Source organism: Agrobacterium sp. 10MFCol1.1 (genome assembly GCF_000381165.1).
GTDB lineage: Bacteria > Pseudomonadota > Alphaproteobacteria > Rhizobiales > Rhizobiaceae > Agrobacterium > Agrobacterium tumefaciens.
Window position 1 is genome coordinate 288,291 of the sequence record NZ_KB906076.1, and the last position, 18,029, is coordinate 306,319.

Consider the following 18,029-nt stretch of genomic DNA (forward strand, 5'->3'; position numbering starts at 1 on the left):
AGATATCGTTATATGATGTTGACCGATGACGTGGCTTACAATATGGTAGTCGCGCCTAAGGTTCCCCAGTCGTTGCACGCAACGTGCCGGGGCTAAGAGGGAAGTCGGTGCTCCGTGTCATGCGGAAAAGCCGACGCTGCCCCCGCAACTGTAAGCGGCGAGCTGAAGTCCAATATGTCACTGGTTTACCCCGGGAAGACGGACGGAAGTGATGATCCGTGAGCCAGGAGACCTGCCTTTGGTGAAATAACGTCCACGGGCGGGGTGTCCCAGTGTGCCGTAGCAAAGGCTGCATTGTCGCGGCCTGTCTTGCTATGCGTCCGCAGACCCATGCCCCCAACTTTATAGGGGCACAACATGTCTCAGACCTGCATTTTTACGATCACGAGCGTACCCTTCGATGAGGACTATCGTCCTTCAGAAAATACGCGCATCACCACCAATTTCGCCAATCTGGCCAGGGGCGAAAAGCGGCAGGAAAACCTGCGCAATGTCATGCGCATGATCGACAGCCGCTTCAACGCCCTCGCTCACTGGGATAATCCCAAATCGGACCGATACTCGGTCGAGTTGGAGATCATTTCGGTCGATATGAGCTTCGATGTCGCAGGTGAAAAATTTCCCCTCATCGAGATACTGAAGACGACGATCATCGATCACAAAACCAGTGAACGTATCGACGGCATTGTGGGGAATAACTTCTCCTCCTATGTGCGAGACTACGACTTCAGCATTGTGCTGCCGGAGCATAACAAAAGCGTTCCTGCCTTCAGCATTCCGGCCGACTTCGGCGACCTGCATGGAAACCTGTTCAAGTCTTTTCTGCGGTCGGATGCCTACCGCTCGCACTTTCGCAAGCCGCCGGTCATTTGCATCAGCGCCTCGACCAGCAAGACCTATTACCGGACCGAAAATCATCACCCCGTCATGGGCGTCGAATACCGGCAGAATGGGTTCTCGTCCACCGACCAGTATTTCGGGAAAATGGGATTGCAGGTTCGCTACTTCATGCCTGCAGGCAGCGTTGCGCCGTTGGCCTTCTACTTTGTTGGGGACTTGCTGGGCGACTACTCCAATATTGAGCTAATCGGCGTCATCAGCACGATGGAAACGTTCCAGAGAATTTATCGCCCCGAAATCTACAATGCGAACGCAGCAGCCGGGACATTTTACCAGCCCAACCTGAAGCACCAGGACTATTCGCTGACCCGGGTCATTTACGATCGCGACGAACGAAATCGCTTGGCGGTGGATCAGGGTAAGTTCACCGAAAAACACTTCATCAAGCCATACCGCGCCGTCCTTGAGCAATTGTTTGCTCACCGCCCCGCCTGAGCATCACTTAGAAGAGGTCCCATCGTGAAGAAACTTCTCCCCACATCGACCGCTGGCAGCCTGCCGAAACCCTCCTGGCTTGCGCAGCCCGAAAAACTGTGGTCGCCCTGGAAGCTGGAGGGCGAGGAATTACTGGAAGGCAAGAGAGATGCCCTGCGCCTTTCACTGGACGATCAGCAACAGGCCGGCATCGACATCGTCAGTGATGGCGAGCAAACACGCCAACATTTCGTCACTACTTTCATCGAGCACCTCGACGGGGTCGATTTTGCAAAACGCGAGACGGTCAGAATTCGCGATCGCTACGATGCGAGTGTCCCGACAGTCGTCGGCGCCGTGTCTCGCCAGAAGTCCGTGTTCGTCGAAGACGCCAAGTTTTTGCGCCAGCAGACAAAACAACCCATCAAATGGGCTTTGCCGGGTCCGATGACGATGATCGATACTCTCTTTGACGGCCATTATAAGAGCCGTGAAAAGCTTGCCTGGGAATTTGCCGGGATACTCAACGAGGAAGCAAAGGAATTGGAGGCTGCCGGCGTCGATATCATCCAGTTCGACGAACCTGCCTTCAACGTTTTCTTTGACGATGTGAATGACTGGGGTGTTGCCACTTTGGACAGGGCAATTGAAGGGCTGAAGTGCGAGACCGCCGTCCATATCTGCTACGGTTACGGCATAAAGGCCAATACGGATTGGAAAAAGACACTCGGGTCAGAATGGCGGCAGTATGAGGAAACTCTCCCCAGGCTGCAGAAATCCGGCATCGGTATGATCTCCCTCGAATGCCACAATTCTCATGTCCCAATGGATCTTCTGGAACTTGTTCGAGGTAAGAAAGTGATGGTCGGGGCCATCGATGTGGCAAGCAATACCATCGAAACCCCGGAGGAAGTCGCTGCAACGCTGCGCAAGGCGCTTAAGTTTGTCGACGCAGATAAACTTTGCCCCTGCACCAATTGCGGCATGGCCCCCCTGTCTCGTCGTGTGGCAAGAGACAAGCTGAATTCCTTGAGCGCAGGAGCTGAGATCGTCCGAAGAGAGCTCACTGTTTAGTTTTTTGATAGTCTGAACCTGCGGATGGCAGCCGTTCGCCGCCACCGCGCCCATCGCGACAAACGCTGGGAGACTTACGAATGGCTATAAGGTCACGGCGCGGATCATCCTGACGGCTTCGACGGATGTCCGCCTCTTGATGCAAAGCTGGCAAGACCGCCTGTTCAAGCCGGCAATTCCGAAGAGCAGGTCGTCGCCAGATTAGAGAATTTACACATTCATTACCACTCAACTGAGGATTTGATGGTTTTGATCCTTTCAAGGCGCAAGACAAGTCGCTTGCCATGTAAGTCCGTCGCTATCCACCGTCCACGAACCCGTCTACGTCAAACGGGTGCTGCTTGCTTTACACTACTGCACTCGATATTCGCGTGGCGCGACACCGAACTGGTTCCGAAACGATCGGCTGAAATGCGAGAGGTCATTGAATCCCCATCGGAAAGCGATCTCTCCAATAGAGCTGCCACCTTTGGTACGCAGATCGTCCGCGCATTTTTGCAACCTTTGCCGAAGCAAGAACTGGCTGAATGTCTCGCCGCTGTCTTCCAGCAGTCGGTGAACATAGCGAACCGAAATGCGGAAATGTTCGGCTGCCTTCGCCGGTGTCAGTGCCGGGTCTGCCGCATGCGAAGTGATGTAGTTGATCAGGGAAAAAGCGAGCTGATTGCGCAATGTCCCCCTCGCTCGGTCTCGCTCGCGATCGGATACGCCGAGAACCAGCGCAACCAGTTCCACCAGATGGTTGGTGATGGATAAGGACGCGACGGCGTCGAGATGCTCGGCATTCATCGCAATCGATGACAGATAGTCGGTCGCAAGTCCCGCAAGTGGATCACTGCTGCTTATTTTAGTGGCCATCAGTCTGTCGGGTTGCTTCAGAGGAGGCTGCAGAATTGCCTTGGGAATGCGGAACGAATGCTGGGTCCAACTGTCGCTGCAGTAATCGTTGACATATGGCTCGGTCGAATCGACGATCGAGAAATCACCGTGCTGCAAGAGCGCTTCCCTGCCGTTCTGCATCATCCGGCAGTGACCTTCCACTTGTAGATTGAGGAAGTACACCTGTTCGGGCATTCGGCTGATTTCCTGCCTGCGGCGATGAATTTTTTGCCTGCTCGACGAAATTGTCGTGACGTTGATCGAGTTTAGCAGCTTGGCACGAACGTGGCCGAAAAACGGGGCATGGCCTTCTGTTGTCGAGTTCAAAGCGACGTATTCCTGGCAGAGCACCTCTTTCCAGAAAGGGAAACGGTCCTTCTGCGGCAATTCGGTTGCGTTCCAGACAGTCATTTCCAGCGCCTCCGTCAGTGACGATTGTCGCAATGATGACGCAAAAAACATGCCAAGCAATCTTCGTCTGCTGGCACGATCGACCCGAACCGGGGTCATTCCGCAGTCTTCGGGCATGAAGAGATGAATGCCATTATGGCCAGTGTCACTTTGCGCACAGAAACTGTTCACTGTGAGCCAAGACGCATGTTGCGTTGCGGCATAGGCTTGTTTCCGGGAACAAAGACAACAAACAGGAGAAGCTATGCGCAAGCGTCTGATATTCAATTGCTTTACCATGAACGTCCCTTCGCACATCTACCACGGGACGTGGCGACATCCGAAAAATGAGCTGGCCAATTTCAACGATTTCGCAACATGGGCCAACCTCGTCAAGAAGCTGGAGCAGGGCAAATTCGACGCCATCTTCTTTGCCGATATCCTGGGCATCGATCCCGCCTATGACGGGAAGTGGGATGCATACTTCCAGCAAGGCCTTCACATGCCTTGCAACGACACCTTCACTCTCTGCGCTGCTCTGGCGGGCGTGACGACGGATCTGGGGCTTGTCTTTACGAGTTCTCTTCTTTCCGAACACCCATTCGCGTTTGCCAAGAAGGCATCGACCCTTGATCACATCAGCGGCGGCCGCATCGGCTGGAACATCGTCACGAGCGTGACCGACAACTCAGCACGGAATTTCGGTTTCGACAAGATCGTTCCCCACGATCAGCGCTATGACTGGGCGGATGAATATATGGACGTGCTTTATAAGCTCTGGGAGGGCTCCTGGGACGCAGATGCAATGATTGCGGACCGCGAAAGCGGCGTCTTCAGCGACCATACCAAGGTGCACCGCATCAACCATCAGGGTGAGCGCTACAGGGTGCAGGGGCCGCATCTCGTGAGCCCCTCGCCACAGCGCACGCCGATGTTATATCAGGCAGGCGCCTCGAAGCGGGGAAGCAAGTTTGCGGCGCAGCATGCCGAAGGGACATTCGTGCTCTATCCAAATGTGAACGGAGCCCGTATCGGCATCGCCGGCACCAAGCAAGTGGCCAGCCAGGCAGGGCGGGGCCCTGACGATCTCAAGTTCATCCAGGGACTGTCCTTCGTTGTCGGCAGCACGATGGAGGAAGCAGAACGCAAGGCGAGGGAAATTGACGAATGGGTCAGCTATGAGGGTCTGGCCGCACATGTCAGCCGCGACATGGGAGTCGATCTTTCACACATGGAGCCTGACAAGCCGATCGACGAGTCGGGTCTGGATGGATTGCAGGGTTATGCCCGTATGATCGAGATGGGCAAGCCCGAGGGCGAGAAGGCGACTGTCAAGGATCTGGCAAACGCGCTCTCCTACAATTGTCGTATCGTGGGAACTCCCGAATCCATCGGGGATGAATTGGAGCAGTGGCAGGATGCCGGTGTCGATGGCATTAACATGATATGCCAACTTCACCCTGACACGTTCGTCGATTTTATCGATCACGTCACGCCGGTACTTCAACGACGCGGTCTTGCGCAAAGCGAATATGCGGAAGGAACGCTCCGCGAAAAGCTTTTCGGGCGGGGATCGCTTCTCCCTGAAAATCATCCTGGCGCTTCCTATCGAAGCGCATTTAGCGGGCAGTCCCTCGACGCTGCCGAGTAAGGCATCACGGACCCGGCTTTGTTCGGGTCCTCGTTTGTCCCTCATCCATGGATGGAAAAATGTTGGTAAATACTCTAACGCGAGCGGATGCACTGAGTTTCAAAGATGCCATGGCGATGATGGCAGCTGCGGTGCAGGTTGTGACAACAGACGGCAGCGCAGGACGTGCAGGCCTGACCGTCACCGCAGCTTGCTCGGTCTGCCAGGAGCCGCCAAGGCTGCTGGTCTGCGTGAATACAAAGGCATCGGCGCACGCGGCCATTCTAGACAATGGGCGGCTAAGCCTGAACCTCCTCTCGAACGAGCATAGTGAAATCGCGACGGCATTTGGTGGAAAAGTGCCGCCAGAGAAGCGCTTCGAACTGGGAGAATGGACATCGGACGAACTGGGGCAGCCCTTGCTGGAAGGCGCATGCGCGCATTTCAGCTGTTCAGTTCACGAGGTGCTTCAATCGGGAACGCACACGATTTTTGTGTGTAACGTTCATTTCGCGAAGGGCAATAAGGGTCGCTCTCCTCTCCTGTATTTCGATCGCAACATGACCACGCTGCTGCAATTTGCATAGCGCCGCCCAAAGCATTTATTGATTGGCAGTTGGCCTGTGTCTTCCCAATCGCACCGAGATCTCTCATCCTGACCGGCATCATCCGTGCGATTGCAAGCTTACCGTGCGCTTTGCCACACATTGCCCCTTCGGCCATGTCAGCGTGGTCGATCTGAACCTCCAGCGGGCGATTATATTCGTCGTTCGACTGGCAGGCACCCTGCTGGCGTAGATGATAGCTTTGAAGGCGATAGCTCTACAGTAGTACGATCAATGGTTCGATTCTGTTCAAGGCGTTCAGGCACTGCGAGAGTGCGGATTCGGTATCGACGCAGGCAAGGATCAGCGGGAAAATTAGTTTCCGTTTTATCGGCTGCCGCCATCTCTATTGGCCAGAGATTTGGCAATCGGTGACTTTGTCAAATTGAATGAAGGCGTGGCGTTCGTATTCCATCAAGGCTGAAGGCGCGAATCGCTACGGCACCTTTGCACCTGCGCACAACACATTGCGGTAGTATGAAAATCGGCTAACTTCGCAACGTCGACAGACAGGAAGAGCAACGAGGTGGCAATGATTGAACCCGGCGTGGATGAGCAATTAGCTACCCCACGTGACGACGGAGCAGCCAGGCATTTACCCGGGATGGAGTTGCCTGGCATTGGCTTGGTTGCGACGGATGGCAAGGTAGTCGATCTGCGTGAGCCGGGGTTAACCGTGGTCTATGCTTACCCCCGGACAAGCCCGCCCGGAGGCAAGGTGATTGACGGATGGGACGCAATACCCGGCGCGAGGGGATGTACACCACAGTCCTGTGCCTTTCGTGATCATTTCGCTGAACTGAAGGCATTGGGAGCAACGCGTCTGTTTGGCCTTTCTACGCAGACCACGGAGTATCAGCGAGAGGCAGCAGAGCGGCTTCACCTGCCGTTTCCTCTGCTTTCCGATCATTCACTCCTTCTGGTGTCAGCCCTCCGCCTTCCAACTTTCCAGGCTGGAGGCCTGACACTGCTCAAGAGGCTCACGATGATTATCGAAACGGGCGTTATCAAGCATGTCTTTTACCCGGTCCATCCGCCAGAGAAGAACGCAGATGCCGTCATCGATTGGTTGAGTGCTACGACATGATCAGCCCGCCATCGACATTAATTGTCTGGCCGGTGATGTAGGCCGCATCCTCGGAGGCGAGAAACGCCACCAAGGCTGCCACTTCGGCTGGTGTTCCTGCGCGGCGCATTGGAATGTTGCGCACCCATTCGGCCATGAGTTCGCCGGGCTTGTAGTCACCGAGCATCTGGCCCCAGACTCGGTCGTTATAATCCCACATTTCGGTGTGGATGATGCCGGGGCAAATGGCGTTGACGGTGATGCCTTCGGGCGCCAGTTCCTTGGCCAGGCTTTGCGTGAGGCCGACGACGCCGAATTTTGAAGCGGCATAGTGGGGGGTATAGATAAAACCCTGACGGGCCTGGCCGGAGGCGGTGTTAACCAGGCGGCCCTTGGTGCCACTTGCGCGGAAGCGGCGGATCGCCTCCTGGCAGCACAGGAACGCGCCCTTGGTGTTGACATCGAGGTTGAAATCCCACTGTTCCTGCGTCAGCTCCTCGATCTTGGAGATGGTGATGACGCCGGCGTTCTGGACGGAGATGGAAAGCGGACCGATTGCCTCTTCGGCTGCGCCATAGGCCTCGCGCACCGCCGCCGCATCGCGCACATCGAGGATCACGCCATGGGTGACTGAGCCGGTTTCGTCCGCCAGCTTTTTGGCGGCGTCATTGGTGTCCTTGTCGACAGAGGCGATGGCGACTTTCGCGCCTTCCTCGGCAAAACGGCGGGCGATGCCGTAACCGATGCCCTTGTTGCCTCCGGTCACGAATACGGATTGACCTTCAAAGCGCCTCATGTCTCCTCCTTATGGGATAATGGCTATGTTTATGTGCCGACCAGTCGTTCGGCGGTGAATTTGTCGGTGACAAGGACATCGATCACGCCGGTTCTGAGCGCACCGGCGATCGCCTCGGTTTTTTTCGAGCCGCCGGCGAGTGCAATGACGCGGTCGACATTGGAGAGGTTCTCCAGCGGAAGGCCTATGACCCGGTCATCGAGCGGCGTCTTGACGGGCTTGCCATCCTTGTCGAAGAACCTGAGCGAAATATCGCCCACGGCGCCCGCCTGTGCGAGATCGGCAAGCTCCTTGGCGGAAAAGATATTGCCCGAGCGGGCAAGAAGCTCCGATGGCTCGACGGCACCGACACCGACGATGGCGAGCGTGATCGAACCGAAAAGATCAATTGTTTCGCGCACGAAGGGATCGGCCAGCATCAAAAGCTTCGCCTCACGAGAGGTGGCGACGCCGGGGACCGGCAGCAATTTCGGTTCGGCCTCCGTCAGCCGCGCCAGCCGGGTGGTGATCTGGGTCGCGTGCGTCTGCACGGAAGGATCGCCCATGCCGCCCAGCGTCTGGACGATGTAACGCGCTTTGGCGCCCTTCAGCGGATGGATGTTTTCCACCATCTTGAAGATCGTCTGGCTCCAGCTGGAAACGCCGATGATCTCGTTTTGCGACAGCGTCACCTCGAGAAAATGCGCGGCAGCCTCGCCGATGCGGGCCATGATCGCGCCGTCGCGATCCTCGCTGCAATCGACGACAATGGCTTCCGGCAGGTCGAAGCGTTCGCGAAGCTGTGCTTCAAGATCGCTATAGGTACCGGGCGGCGGAATGATGCTGGTGCGCACGATACCTTCCGTTTCGGCACGCTTCAGCATGCGCGAGACGGTGGCCTGCGAAAGATTGAGATGTTCGGCAATCTCCGCCTGCCGCCTGTGCTCGCTGAAATACATCTGCGCCACGCGGGATATCATCCGAAGTTCGTTGATCCTGCCCATAAGCCCTCCAGGGTGAATTTTTATTCACCCTTACCCGACGTCACAGGTAACGTCGAGCGCGCAATCGCGTCGCGCCAGACGGCAAGCCGTTGCCTGCCGTCACTGGACGAAGGCGCGATGGCGTTGCCGTGACTGTTGAGCGCAGCGATGGCGTCGAGATCGCTCCACAGACCGAGGGCGAGGCCGGCAAGATAGGCCGCGCCAAGTGCGGAGGCTTCCGGCGCGTCACGCTGGATGACGGGGTGGTCCAGCATGTCGGCGACGCATTGCATGAGGAAACGGTTCTGGCTCGGCCCGCCATCCACGAACAGCTGTCCGAAGCCGGAGGGCGACTGCGCGCGCATGGTCGAGAAGACGTCATAAACCTGAAAGGCGATGGAATCGGTAACGGCGCGGGCCATCTGCGCGCGACTTGTGCTGAAATTGATCTGCGAAAATAGCGCGCGGCAATTGGAATCCCAATAGGGCGCGCCGAGGCCGACAAAGGCCGGGACGAAACCGGGGCCATCTGGTTCAGCGGTCGCGGCAAGCTCCACAAGAGATGCGACATCTGGCAGGCCGAGGATGTCCGTCATCCACGGCAGGGAGGCGGCAGACACAAGAATATTGCCCTCGAAGGCGAAAGTCGGCTTGCCGTGAAGCCTCCAGGCAACTGTCGTGGTGATGCCGCGCTCTGGCGCGATGAAATGCGGCAGGGTCGTCATCACCGATGAGCCGGTGCCGAACGTCACCTTGCCGTCACCGGGATTGAAGGCGCCGTGGCCGAAGAGGGCGGCGTGGCTGTCGCCGACGGCAGCCAGAATAGGCGTGCCGTCCTTGATGCCGGGAACACCTGATGTCACGCCGAAGTCGCCGCTGCTGTCGCGCGGGTCGGGCAGGGCGTTGATGTCGATGCCAAAAAGGTCACAAAGCTCTTCGCTCCACACCTGCCGGTTGAGATCGAGCACCTGGCTTCGGGCCGCATTGGAGGCGTCGCAGGCATGCACCTTGCCGCCGGTCAGGCAGTGGATCAGCCAACTATCGATGGTGCCGAGGCGAAGGTTGCGGCCCTTCGGCGCACGCTCCAACAGCCAGCGCATCTTGGCGCCGGGAAACATCGGGTCAATAGGCAGGCCGGTCAGCGCCATGACACGTTCGGAATGGCCCTTGCTGATGAGATCGGTGCATTCCTGCGCGGTGCGACGGCATTGCCAGCTCAAGACCGGGCCAAGCGGCTCGCCTGTTTCGCCGTCCCAGATCGTCACCGATTCGCGCTGGTTGGAAATGGCGATGGCTTCAATGTTGACGGCAGAGGGTGCCGAAGACAGGCAGGCGGAAATCGCTTCGCGCACCGAGGCCCAGATACGGTTCGGATCCTGCTCGACCCAGCCGGGCTGCGGATAGGTGATGCCGACCGGCGATGAACCGCGCGCCAGCAATTCTCCTGTTTCAGAAACGAGAATGGCCTTGGAATTGGTGGTGCCCTGATCGATGGACAGAATGGCGCGCATCACTTGAGTTCTTTCGTCGGCAGTTTTTTCGTTTCAGCCTTGCGGTGATTAAACGACGATATTGCAAAGGGTGTCGCCGCGCATCCGAAGACACGCGACGACCCTGGGAGGAGACTTACTTTCTCTTGAGCAGCGCGGCTGCAGCCTCCGCGATGGCCGCGGGTGCCATGCCAAACTCATCGAGCAGCCATTCTGCCGAGCCGGTATGGGCAAAGACGCCCGGAACGCCGAGGCGCTTCATCGGCACGGGGGCATGATCGACGACAACTTCGGCGATGGCAGAGCCGAGACCGCCGAAGATCGAATGTTCCTCAGCCGTCAGGATTGCGCCGGTTTCCTTCGCTGCGGCAATGATGGCCGCCTCGTCGATCGGGCGCACGGTTGCCATGTTAAGCACACGCGCCTTGATGCCACGACCGGCCAGAATATCGGCGGCCTTGACGATGCGGTGTGTCAGCGTGCCATTGGCGATCAACGTTATGTCGGAACCTTCGCGAAGCAGGTTGGCGCGGCCGAGTTCAAAGACGTGGTCATCAGGCAGAAGGTCCGGCACGCCGACGCGCGACAGGCGCAGGAAGCAGGGGCCGGCATAGTCCGCAGCCCATTTGACGGCGGCGGCCGTTTCGATGCGGTCGCAGGGGGCAATCACCGGCAGGTTTGGCAGAACGCGGGTCCAGGCGAAATCCTCGATCGAGTGATGCGTCGGACCCAGTTCGCCATAGGCCATGCCCGAGGAGATGCCGATGAGCTTCACATTGGCGTTGGAATAGGCGAGGTCTGCCTTGATCTGTTCCAGCGCGCGACCGGTCAGAAAACAAGATGCGCCGCAGACGAAGGGAAGCTGGCCGCCATTGGCAAGGCCGGCGCCGACGCCCACCATGTTCTGTTCGGCAATGCCGACATTGACGAGGCGCTCAGGGAATTTCGACTTGAAGCCGCCGAGCTTCGAGGAGCCGACTGAATCGTTGCAGACGGCCACGACCCTGTCGTTTGCAGCGGCCAGCGCTTCCAGCGTTTCGGCGAAGGCGTCGCGGCAATCATAGAGTTTGGCGGCGGTTACGGGCGCGTTCATTACAATGCCTCCGAAAGTTCTTTGACGGCAATTTCGTATTGTTCCTTGCTTGGAACCTTGTGGTGCCAGTCGACGCGGTCCTGCATGAACGAAATGCCGTGACCCTTATTGGTGTGCGCGACGATGCAATGCGGGCGCTCGCCACGATGTTCGAGCGCCGGAACGATCTCTTCCATCGCGTTGCCGTTGATTTCGCTCACCTCCCAGCCGAATGCTTCAAGCTTCGGGCGAAGCGGCGCGACGTCGTTGGTTTCCGAGATCGCAGCACCCTGCTGGAAACGGTTATGGTCGATGATAAGCGTCAGATTGTTAAGCTCGAACTGCGCGGCGGACATGATGGCTTCCCAGTTGGAGCCCTCCTGCATCTCGCCATCACCGGTCATGACATAGGTATGGTAATCCGCTCCCGAAAGCTTGGCCGCCTTGGCCATTCCGACGGCAACTGGAAGCCCGTGGCCAAGCGGGCCGGTATTGGTCTCGACCCCCGGCACCTTGTTGCAGTTGGGGTGGCCATTGAGGCGGGAATTGGGTTGTAGGAAGGTCGAGATTTCCTCTTCCGGGATAAAGCCACGTTTGGCGAGCGTCACATAAAGCGCGCAGGCGGTGTGGCCTTTCGACAGCACGAAACGGTCGCGGGCAGGGTTCTTCGGTTCGTCCGGCCAGATGCGCAATACGCGGAAATAAAGGGCGGTCATGATGTCGATCGCCGACATTTCTCCGCCGATATGGCCGGCACCCGCTTCGAAAACAGCCTGGACGTCGCGAAGGCGAATCTGGCGCGCAATGCGCTCTAGCTCTGTGGGCTGCATGGGATCCTCTTCAAAACATGCGTGTGAATATTTATACAGCTATTTATATAATTGCAGACGTGGCGTTTCTGTCAAGCCGGAATTGTGAATTGTCCTGTTTCAATCCGTGCCGATTATTTCTGCCGCTTCATTTTCACCAATGATGAAGCGCGCCTCCCCGCCTCATTCCTCGGTCCGTAAAAGGAACCTGCTCAGCCTAAGTCCTTTGGCTGAAAGGGCTCTCCTTGCCACGCAGGCGCGCTTGCGCTGGATTCCCGCGATGCGCACCGGAACGGGATGAGAGGCGCAGGTGTGAAGCCATCCCATCACCCGCAAGGCCCGTCCCGCCCTCCAAGCCTATTGACAAGTTTCTCTCAACTGGCATATGCATGTTTCACCGAGCATGAATAATTATTCTAATCGGTTTAAAAAATGCAAGATAGCCACTTGGAGGAGCCATGTCCGTGCTTGAACGCAATGAGGGGGTTACGCACACCAGAAGCCCGCTTGCCTGGCTAAGCGGTGCGACCGGACCTCTTTTGGGCCTGCTGCTGCTGTGTGTCTTCCTGACCTTCACCAGCGAAAATTTTCTGTCGCTTCGAAACGGTCTCAACATCCTCGACCAGATCACCGTGCTCGGCATCATGGCCGTTGGCATGACCTTCGTCATTCTGCTCGGCGGCATCGATCTGTCCGTCGGTTCGGTGCTGGCGCTTTCGATGATGATCATGGGCTGGACAGCCAATGTCGCGGGCATGCCCATGGGCATGGCCATCATGCTGGCGCTCATCGCATCCGCAGCCTGCGGCCTTGTCGTAGGCGTTCTCGTCACCGCCTTCCGGGTTCCGGCCTTCATCGCGACGCTTGCCATGATGTCGGTGGCGCGTGGCCTTGCCAATATGATCACGGACGGTCAGCAGATCGTCGGTTTCCCTGACTGGTTCATGATGCTGGCCATCGACCGCCATTTCGGCGTGCTGACGGCGACCGTGCTGCTGATGCTGGTCGTTGTTCTGGTGTCGTTTCTTTTCCTGCGCTTCCGCTCCGAAGGCCGCACCGTCTATGCGGTTGGCGGCAACCCGGAAGTGGCGCGACTTGCCGGCATCAACGTCGCCTTGGTGACGATCTGCGTCTATGTTGCCTGTGCGGTTCTTGCCGGTCTGGCGGGTATCGTTCTTGCAGCCCGTCTCGACTCGGTGCAGCCCTCCAGCGGTTTTGGCTACGAGCTGGATACGATCGCGGCTGTCGTCATCGGCGGGACCTCGCTTTCGGGCGGTGCCGGCGGCATCGGCGGAACGCTGATCGGCGTGCTCATCATCGGCGTGCTGCGCAACGGCCTCAACCTGCTCAATGTTTCACCCTTTCTGCAACAGGTCATCATCGGTGTGGTTATCGTGCTGGCCGTGGGCGCTGAAACATTGCGCCGGCGCAGAAGCTGAATTTGCCTGCGGAGGGCGATGAGCCGTCCGCGCAATAGACGACCCTCCCGGTATGGGAGGCGTGAAAAGCGGCCGAAGGGGAGGAGGTTTGATCTGCCCGAAGGTCAAAAATCAACAAATGGAGGAATAATCATGAAATTTTCACGCATTCTGCTGACATCCGCCGCCCTTCTCGCCCTGTCACTCGGTTCGGCCAACGCCGCCGAAGTCAAGAAGATCGGCCTTGCCGTTGCCAATCTTCAGGCGAACTTCTTCAACCAGATCAAGCAGGCCGTCGAAGCCGAAGCCAAGACGCGCGGCATCACCGTCGTCACCGTCGATGCCAAGGGCGACGGTCCGACGCAGGTCAACCAGATCCAGGATCTCCTGACGCAGAACATCGACGCGCTAATCTATATTCCGGCTGGTGCCGCTGCGGCGACCGTTCCGGTCAAGCTTGCCAAGGCGGCCGGTGTGCCCGTCATCAACATCGACCGCAATGCCGACGGCGCACCGGGCGATACCTTCCTCGCCACCGATTCCGTCGCTTCCGCCAAGTCGGTCTGCGACTACATCATCAAGCAGGCAGGCGGCTCGGGCAAGATGGTCATCATTCATGGCCAGAAGGGCACGACACCGGAAGTCGACCGCACCAAGGGCTGCATGGAATCGGTCAAGGCCAATTCCGGCGTGAAGATCGTTGCCGAACAGTGGTCCAACATGTGGAGCCAGGATGAAGGCTTCCAGATCATGCAGAACATGCTGCAGGCCAATCCTGATGTTTCCATCGTCTTTGCCCAGGCAGACGGTCTGGCGCTCGGCGCGGCACAGGCGATCAAGGTCGCCAACCCCTCGCAGAAGATCGTCGTTGGCGGCTTCGATGGCGACACGGCAGCGCTTGAGGCGCTGAAGAACGGCGTCTTTGACGTGACAGCGACGCAGCAGACCCAGAAAATGGGCCGCACGGCTGTCGAGATGGCCGTCAAGATCGTCGGCGGAGAGAAGGTTCCGGCCGTGCAGCTCTCCGAGGCGACGCTGACGACGAAGGAAAACGTCGACGGCTTCATTGCCAACCACCCCTGATGCATCCGCCCCCGCGCACTCCAGCCGGATGCGCGGGGGCGTCATCTGTTCGTTTTCAGGCAATTCGGACGCAAAGCCGTGGCGCATCGCTGCCACGCGTGTTTCCCAGGAGGTCCCGTCATGCGCGAGCCGGTTCTTTCGCTCCGTGGCATCAGCAAACGTTATGGCCCGCTCGAGGTTCTGAAAAGCGTCGATCTCGACGTCTATCCGGGTGAAGTCGTGGCGTTGCTGGGTGAAAACGGGGCGGGCAAGTCCACCCTGTCTGGCATCATCGCCGGTTCCCGCGAGCCGTCCGAAGGAAAGATGACCTGGCTTGGCCAGCCCTATACGCCCGCTTCGCCGCGTGAGGCGATAGACAAGGGCATTGTACTCATCCATCAGGAGCTGAAGCTTCTGCCGGAGCTTTCCATCGCCGAAAACGTCTTCATCGGCCGCTGGCCGATGAAGAACGGCATCGTCGACCGCGCCGAAATGGTGCGAAGGGCGCAGCAGCAGCTGGCGCGTCTCAATCTGCATATTCCCGCAACCCGCAAGGTGGCGGGCCTTTCGACCGCGAACCAGCAACTGATCGAAATCGCCAAGGCGCTGGCGCTCGATGCCAAGCTCCTGATCCTCGACGAGCCGACGGCGGCCCTTGGCGGTGCAGAAACCCAGGCCCTGTTCGAGCAGGTTCGCAAGCTGCGCGCAGAGGGCGTAGGCATCATCTATATTTCCCACCGCATGGAAGAGATCAGGCAGATCACCGACCGCATCGTCGTGCTGCGCGACGGTGAGCGGGTGCATGAATTTGAAGACAGCGCGACACCGGTGCGCACCATCGTCGAAAGCATGGTCGGCCGGTCGCTGGAACGCCTGTTCCCGGCGCTGCCCGAACCGCAGGAAAAAACGGTGCTAGAGGTCAAGGGGCTGACTGGCACGGGCAATTCTTTCCGCGACATCAGTTTCGGCGTGCGTGCAGGCGAAATTCTTGGAATTGCCGGACTGATCGGCGCGGGGCGTACCGAACTGGTGCGTGCCATTTCCGGTGCCGATCCGACCAGTGCGGGCGAGGTTTTGCTCGATGGACAGGTACTGACGCTGAAAAGCCCGGCGGATGCGATTGCGAAGGGCATCGTCATGGTGCCGGAAGACCGCAAGCTTCAGGGGCTGGTTGTTGAGCATGAGATCGGTGAAAACCTGATCTACGCCAATCTCGACCGTGTCGGCACCGGCTGGATAACGCCTAGCATCAAGCGTGCTTTTACGAAGGAGGCAATTGCCAAATTCGGCGTGAAGGGCCGCAGCGAACAGCCTGCCTCGGATCTCTCCGGCGGCAACCAGCAGAAGGTCGTCATCGCCAAATGGCTTGCACGTAACCCGCGCGTGGTTGTGCTGGACGAGCCGACGCGCGGCATCGATGTCGGCGCGCGGGCTGGCATTTACGATATTATCGTCGGTCTGGCCAAAAGCGGCGTTGCCGTCATCGTCGTCAGTTCCGATCTGGAAGAGGTGCTGGGCGTTTCAAACCGTATCCTCGTTCTTGCACAGGGAAAACAGGCCGGAATCCTCAATCGCGACGAGGCCAACGACGTCTCGGTCATGGAACTGGCAACCATCTGAAGAAGGAAATAGAGAATGTCCACCATCACGCTCAACGCGCCGAAACTCTTCGATCTTTCCGGCCAGGTGGCGTTCGTCACCGGTGCCGGTTCCGGCATCGGTCAGCGGATCGCCATGGGGCTTGCCCAGTCCGGTGCCGATGTCGCGCTGCTTGACCGCCGCACCGATGACGGCCTGGCGCAGACGGCCGATTTCATTGCCAGGGCTGGTCGCAAGTCGATCCAAATCGCCGCCGATGTTACCAGCAAGCAGGCGCTGAGCGAAGCGGTAGCACGCACGCAGGCCGAACTCGGTGCTCTCTCGCTTGCCGTCAATGCCGCCGGCATCGCGAACGCCAATCCTGCCGAGGAAATGGAGGAAAGCCAGTTCCAGACGATGATGGACATCAACCTGAAGGGTGTGTTCCTCTCCTGCCAGGCGCAAGCCAATGCCATGCTGAAGAACGGTCGCGGCGCAATCGTCAACATTGCCTCCATGTCCGGCGTCATCGTCAATCGCGGCCTGATGCAGTGCCACTACAATGCATCTAAGGCTGGCGTCATCCACATGTCCAAATCCATGGCGATGGAATGGGTGGAGCGCGGCATCCGCGTCAACACCATCTCGCCGGGTTACACCGCGACGCCGATGAACACGCGGCCGGAAATGGTGCACCAGACGAAACTGTTCGAAGAGCAGACCCCGATGCAGCGCATGGCGGGCGTCGATGAAATGGTCGGCCCGGCGATCTTCCTGCTGTCAGATGCGGCGAGCTTCGTGACGGGCGTGGACCTTTTGGTAGATGGCGGGTTCTGCTGCTGGTAGGGTTTGCGCGGCAGCGCCGCCCGAATTGATGACCACGTGCAAGAGGTAAGGTGGTCTGCCTTTTGATTTTACGCCCGGCTTTCGCCGGGCGTTTTTTATTCACCGCACAGGCGCGTGAAGACTAGGCAACCTGCTTCTGTGCCACTTCCTCGACAACCTCGCCCTTCAGATAGGCAACGAGGTCCTTGATCGTCACGACGAGCAGACCGTGGCGTTCGGCGAAGATTTCGAGCTGGGGCAGGCGGGCCATGGTGCCGTCGTCATTGGCGACTTCGCAGATGGTGCCGCAGGGGTACTTGCCTGCCAGGCGGCACAGATCGACGGCGGCTTCCGTGTGGCCGGTGCGGCCGAGCACGCCTGCAGGGTTGGCGCGTAGCGGGAAGATATGGCCGGGGCGGGCGAAGTCTTCGGGACGCGAGCCTTCCGATACCAGCGCACGCACGGTCTTTGCCCGGTCGGCAGCGGAAATGCCTGTCGTGGTGCCGGGAATATAGTCCACGGAGACGGTGAAGGCTGTCTTGAGGGATTCGGTATTGCGCGACACCATCAGCGGAATGTCGAGCGCGTCGAGGCGCTCTCCCGGCATGGCGACGCAGATCAGCCCGCGCGCATGGTTCATCATGAATGCGATCTGCTGCGGGGTTATGCTGTCGGACGCGGCGATGATATCGCCTTCGTTTTCGCGGTCTTCGTCGTCAACGACAATTACCATCTCGCCACGCGATATGGCTTCGATTGCGTCTTCAATTTTAGCAATGGTCATTTTCTTTCAAGCCTTTCAAGGGTTATGCCGTTTCGCGGCATTTTCGCGCTTCAAGAAGCGCCAAATATCCCTTGGGCGAACAATGCAATGCGAAGCCCGCTGCATGCGGGCGTCTTTTGCCTTGTCCTCTTCCATCCGGACTATACCGTCGGCTCCGGCCTCTCACCGGATCTGCTGACCTTCCGGCTTTGGAGACCGGAAGCGCTCGCGGGCTCCGGGAAAATCCCGATACCGCCGGTGGGGAATTGCACCCCGCCCTGAGAACATTGCCAACA

Annotated in this window: 16 protein-coding genes and 2 riboswitches; of the genes, 9 read left to right on the forward strand and 7 right to left on the reverse strand. The window is 58.5% G+C overall.

Translation table 11 applies throughout. From position 1 onward, the window contains the following. Nucleotides 1-41: 41 nt before the first annotated feature. Nucleotides 42-255, forward strand: a riboswitch (cobalamin riboswitch). Between the two features lie 102 nt (nucleotides 256-357). Together F617_RS0114780 and F617_RS0114785 are read left to right on the forward strand one after the other, a co-directional pair. Beyond that, entirely contained in the window at nucleotides 358-1,335 is a 978-nt protein-coding gene (locus tag F617_RS0114780; RefSeq protein WP_019565842.1) for a DUF1852 domain-containing protein, read from the forward strand. 24 nt (nucleotides 1,336-1,359) lie between these two features. Beyond that, nucleotides 1,360-2,388, forward strand: coding sequence for a methionine synthase (locus F617_RS0114785; RefSeq protein ID WP_019565843.1), 1,029 nt, complete (start codon nucleotides 1,360-1,362; stop codon nucleotides 2,386-2,388). Nucleotides 2,389-2,739: 351 nt separating this feature from the next. On the opposite strand, the gene F617_RS0114790 is transcribed toward F617_RS0114785, so the two are convergent. After that, nucleotides 2,740-3,777 carry a helix-turn-helix domain-containing protein gene (locus F617_RS0114790; protein ID WP_245260806.1) on the reverse strand — a complete coding sequence of 346 codons (1,038 nt, stop codon included), beginning with the start codon at nucleotides 3,775-3,777 and terminating at the stop codon, nucleotides 2,740-2,742. 145 nt (nucleotides 3,778-3,922) lie between these two features. Between F617_RS0114790 and F617_RS0114795 the strand changes: the two genes are divergently transcribed. The 3 genes from F617_RS0114795 (at nucleotide 3,923) to F617_RS0114805 (ending at nucleotide 6,979) form a co-directional block, all read left to right on the forward strand. Next, nucleotides 3,923-5,308, forward strand: coding sequence for an LLM class flavin-dependent oxidoreductase (locus F617_RS0114795; protein ID WP_019565845.1), 1,386 nt, complete (start codon nucleotides 3,923-3,925; stop codon nucleotides 5,306-5,308). 59 nt (nucleotides 5,309-5,367) lie between these two features. Next, a complete protein-coding gene (locus F617_RS0114800; protein WP_034502163.1) occupies nucleotides 5,368-5,874 on the forward strand; it encodes a flavin reductase family protein in 507 nt (168 codons plus the stop codon). A gap of 550 nt (nucleotides 5,875-6,424) precedes the next feature. Continuing rightward, nucleotides 6,425-6,979 carry a peroxiredoxin gene (locus tag F617_RS0114805; protein ID WP_019565847.1) on the forward strand — a complete coding sequence of 185 codons (555 nt, stop codon included), beginning with the start codon at nucleotides 6,425-6,427 and terminating at the stop codon, nucleotides 6,977-6,979. On the opposite strand, the gene F617_RS0114810 is transcribed toward F617_RS0114805, so the two are convergent. From F617_RS0114810 to F617_RS0114830, 5 genes are all read right to left on the reverse strand, one after another. Beyond that, on the reverse strand, nucleotides 6,969-7,754 hold the full coding sequence (locus tag F617_RS0114810; protein WP_003517095.1) for an SDR family oxidoreductase: 786 nt from the start codon (nucleotides 7,752-7,754) through the stop codon (nucleotides 6,969-6,971). The genes F617_RS0114805 and F617_RS0114810 overlap by 11 nt on opposite strands. Nucleotides 7,755-7,783: 29 nt before the next feature. Next, complete coding sequence (locus F617_RS0114815; protein WP_019565848.1) at nucleotides 7,784-8,737, reverse strand: sugar-binding transcriptional regulator; 954 nt, start codon at nucleotides 8,735-8,737, stop codon at nucleotides 7,784-7,786. Between the two features lie 20 nt (nucleotides 8,738-8,757). Continuing rightward, entirely contained in the window at nucleotides 8,758-10,227 is a 1,470-nt protein-coding gene (locus tag F617_RS0114820; RefSeq protein ID WP_019565849.1) for an FGGY family carbohydrate kinase, read from the reverse strand. Nucleotides 10,228-10,342: 115 nt separating this feature from the next. Beyond that, the gene (locus F617_RS0114825) at nucleotides 10,343-11,299 is read right to left on the reverse strand and encodes a transketolase family protein (protein ID WP_019565850.1); all 957 of its coding nucleotides are present in this window, start codon (nucleotides 11,297-11,299) and stop codon (nucleotides 10,343-10,345) included. Then, nucleotides 11,299-12,108: a transketolase gene (locus F617_RS0114830; RefSeq protein WP_003517086.1), complete on the reverse strand. Its 810-nt coding sequence runs from the start codon at nucleotides 12,106-12,108 to the stop codon at nucleotides 11,299-11,301. The genes F617_RS0114825 and F617_RS0114830 overlap by 1 nt, the downstream gene beginning before the upstream one ends. Before the next feature lie 437 nt (nucleotides 12,109-12,545). Between F617_RS0114830 and F617_RS0114835 the strand changes: the two genes are divergently transcribed. The 4 genes from F617_RS0114835 to F617_RS0114850 all read left to right on the forward strand — a co-directional run bounded on the left by F617_RS0114835 (nucleotide 12,546) and on the right by F617_RS0114850 (nucleotide 16,991). After that, the gene (locus F617_RS0114835) at nucleotides 12,546-13,526 is read left to right on the forward strand and encodes an ABC transporter permease (protein ID WP_003517084.1); all 981 of its coding nucleotides are present in this window, start codon (nucleotides 12,546-12,548) and stop codon (nucleotides 13,524-13,526) included. 132 nt (nucleotides 13,527-13,658) lie between these two features. Then, nucleotides 13,659-14,588 carry a sugar ABC transporter substrate-binding protein gene (locus F617_RS0114840; RefSeq protein ID WP_003517083.1) on the forward strand — a complete coding sequence of 310 codons (930 nt, stop codon included), beginning with the start codon at nucleotides 13,659-13,661 and terminating at the stop codon, nucleotides 14,586-14,588. 120 nt (nucleotides 14,589-14,708) lie between these two features. Continuing rightward, the gene (locus F617_RS0114845; protein ID WP_019565851.1) at nucleotides 14,709-16,187 is read left to right on the forward strand and encodes a sugar ABC transporter ATP-binding protein; all 1,479 of its coding nucleotides are present in this window, start codon (nucleotides 14,709-14,711) and stop codon (nucleotides 16,185-16,187) included. A 15-nt stretch (nucleotides 16,188-16,202) separates the two neighbouring features. Beyond that, nucleotides 16,203-16,991, forward strand: a complete 789-nt coding sequence (locus tag F617_RS0114850; RefSeq protein ID WP_019565852.1) for an SDR family oxidoreductase — start codon at nucleotides 16,203-16,205, stop codon at nucleotides 16,989-16,991. 121 nt (nucleotides 16,992-17,112) lie between these two features. Here F617_RS0114850 and ribB read toward each other — a convergent pair whose 3' ends face one another. Further along, nucleotides 17,113-17,754 (reverse strand): 3,4-dihydroxy-2-butanone-4-phosphate synthase, encoded by a 642-nt coding sequence (gene ribB, locus F617_RS0114855; RefSeq protein WP_013637525.1) that lies wholly within the window; start codon nucleotides 17,752-17,754, stop codon nucleotides 17,113-17,115. Nucleotides 17,755-17,873: 119 nt separating this feature from the next. Continuing rightward, nucleotides 17,874-18,023: riboswitch (FMN riboswitch) on the reverse strand. Between the last annotated feature and the right edge of the window lie 6 nt (nucleotides 18,024-18,029).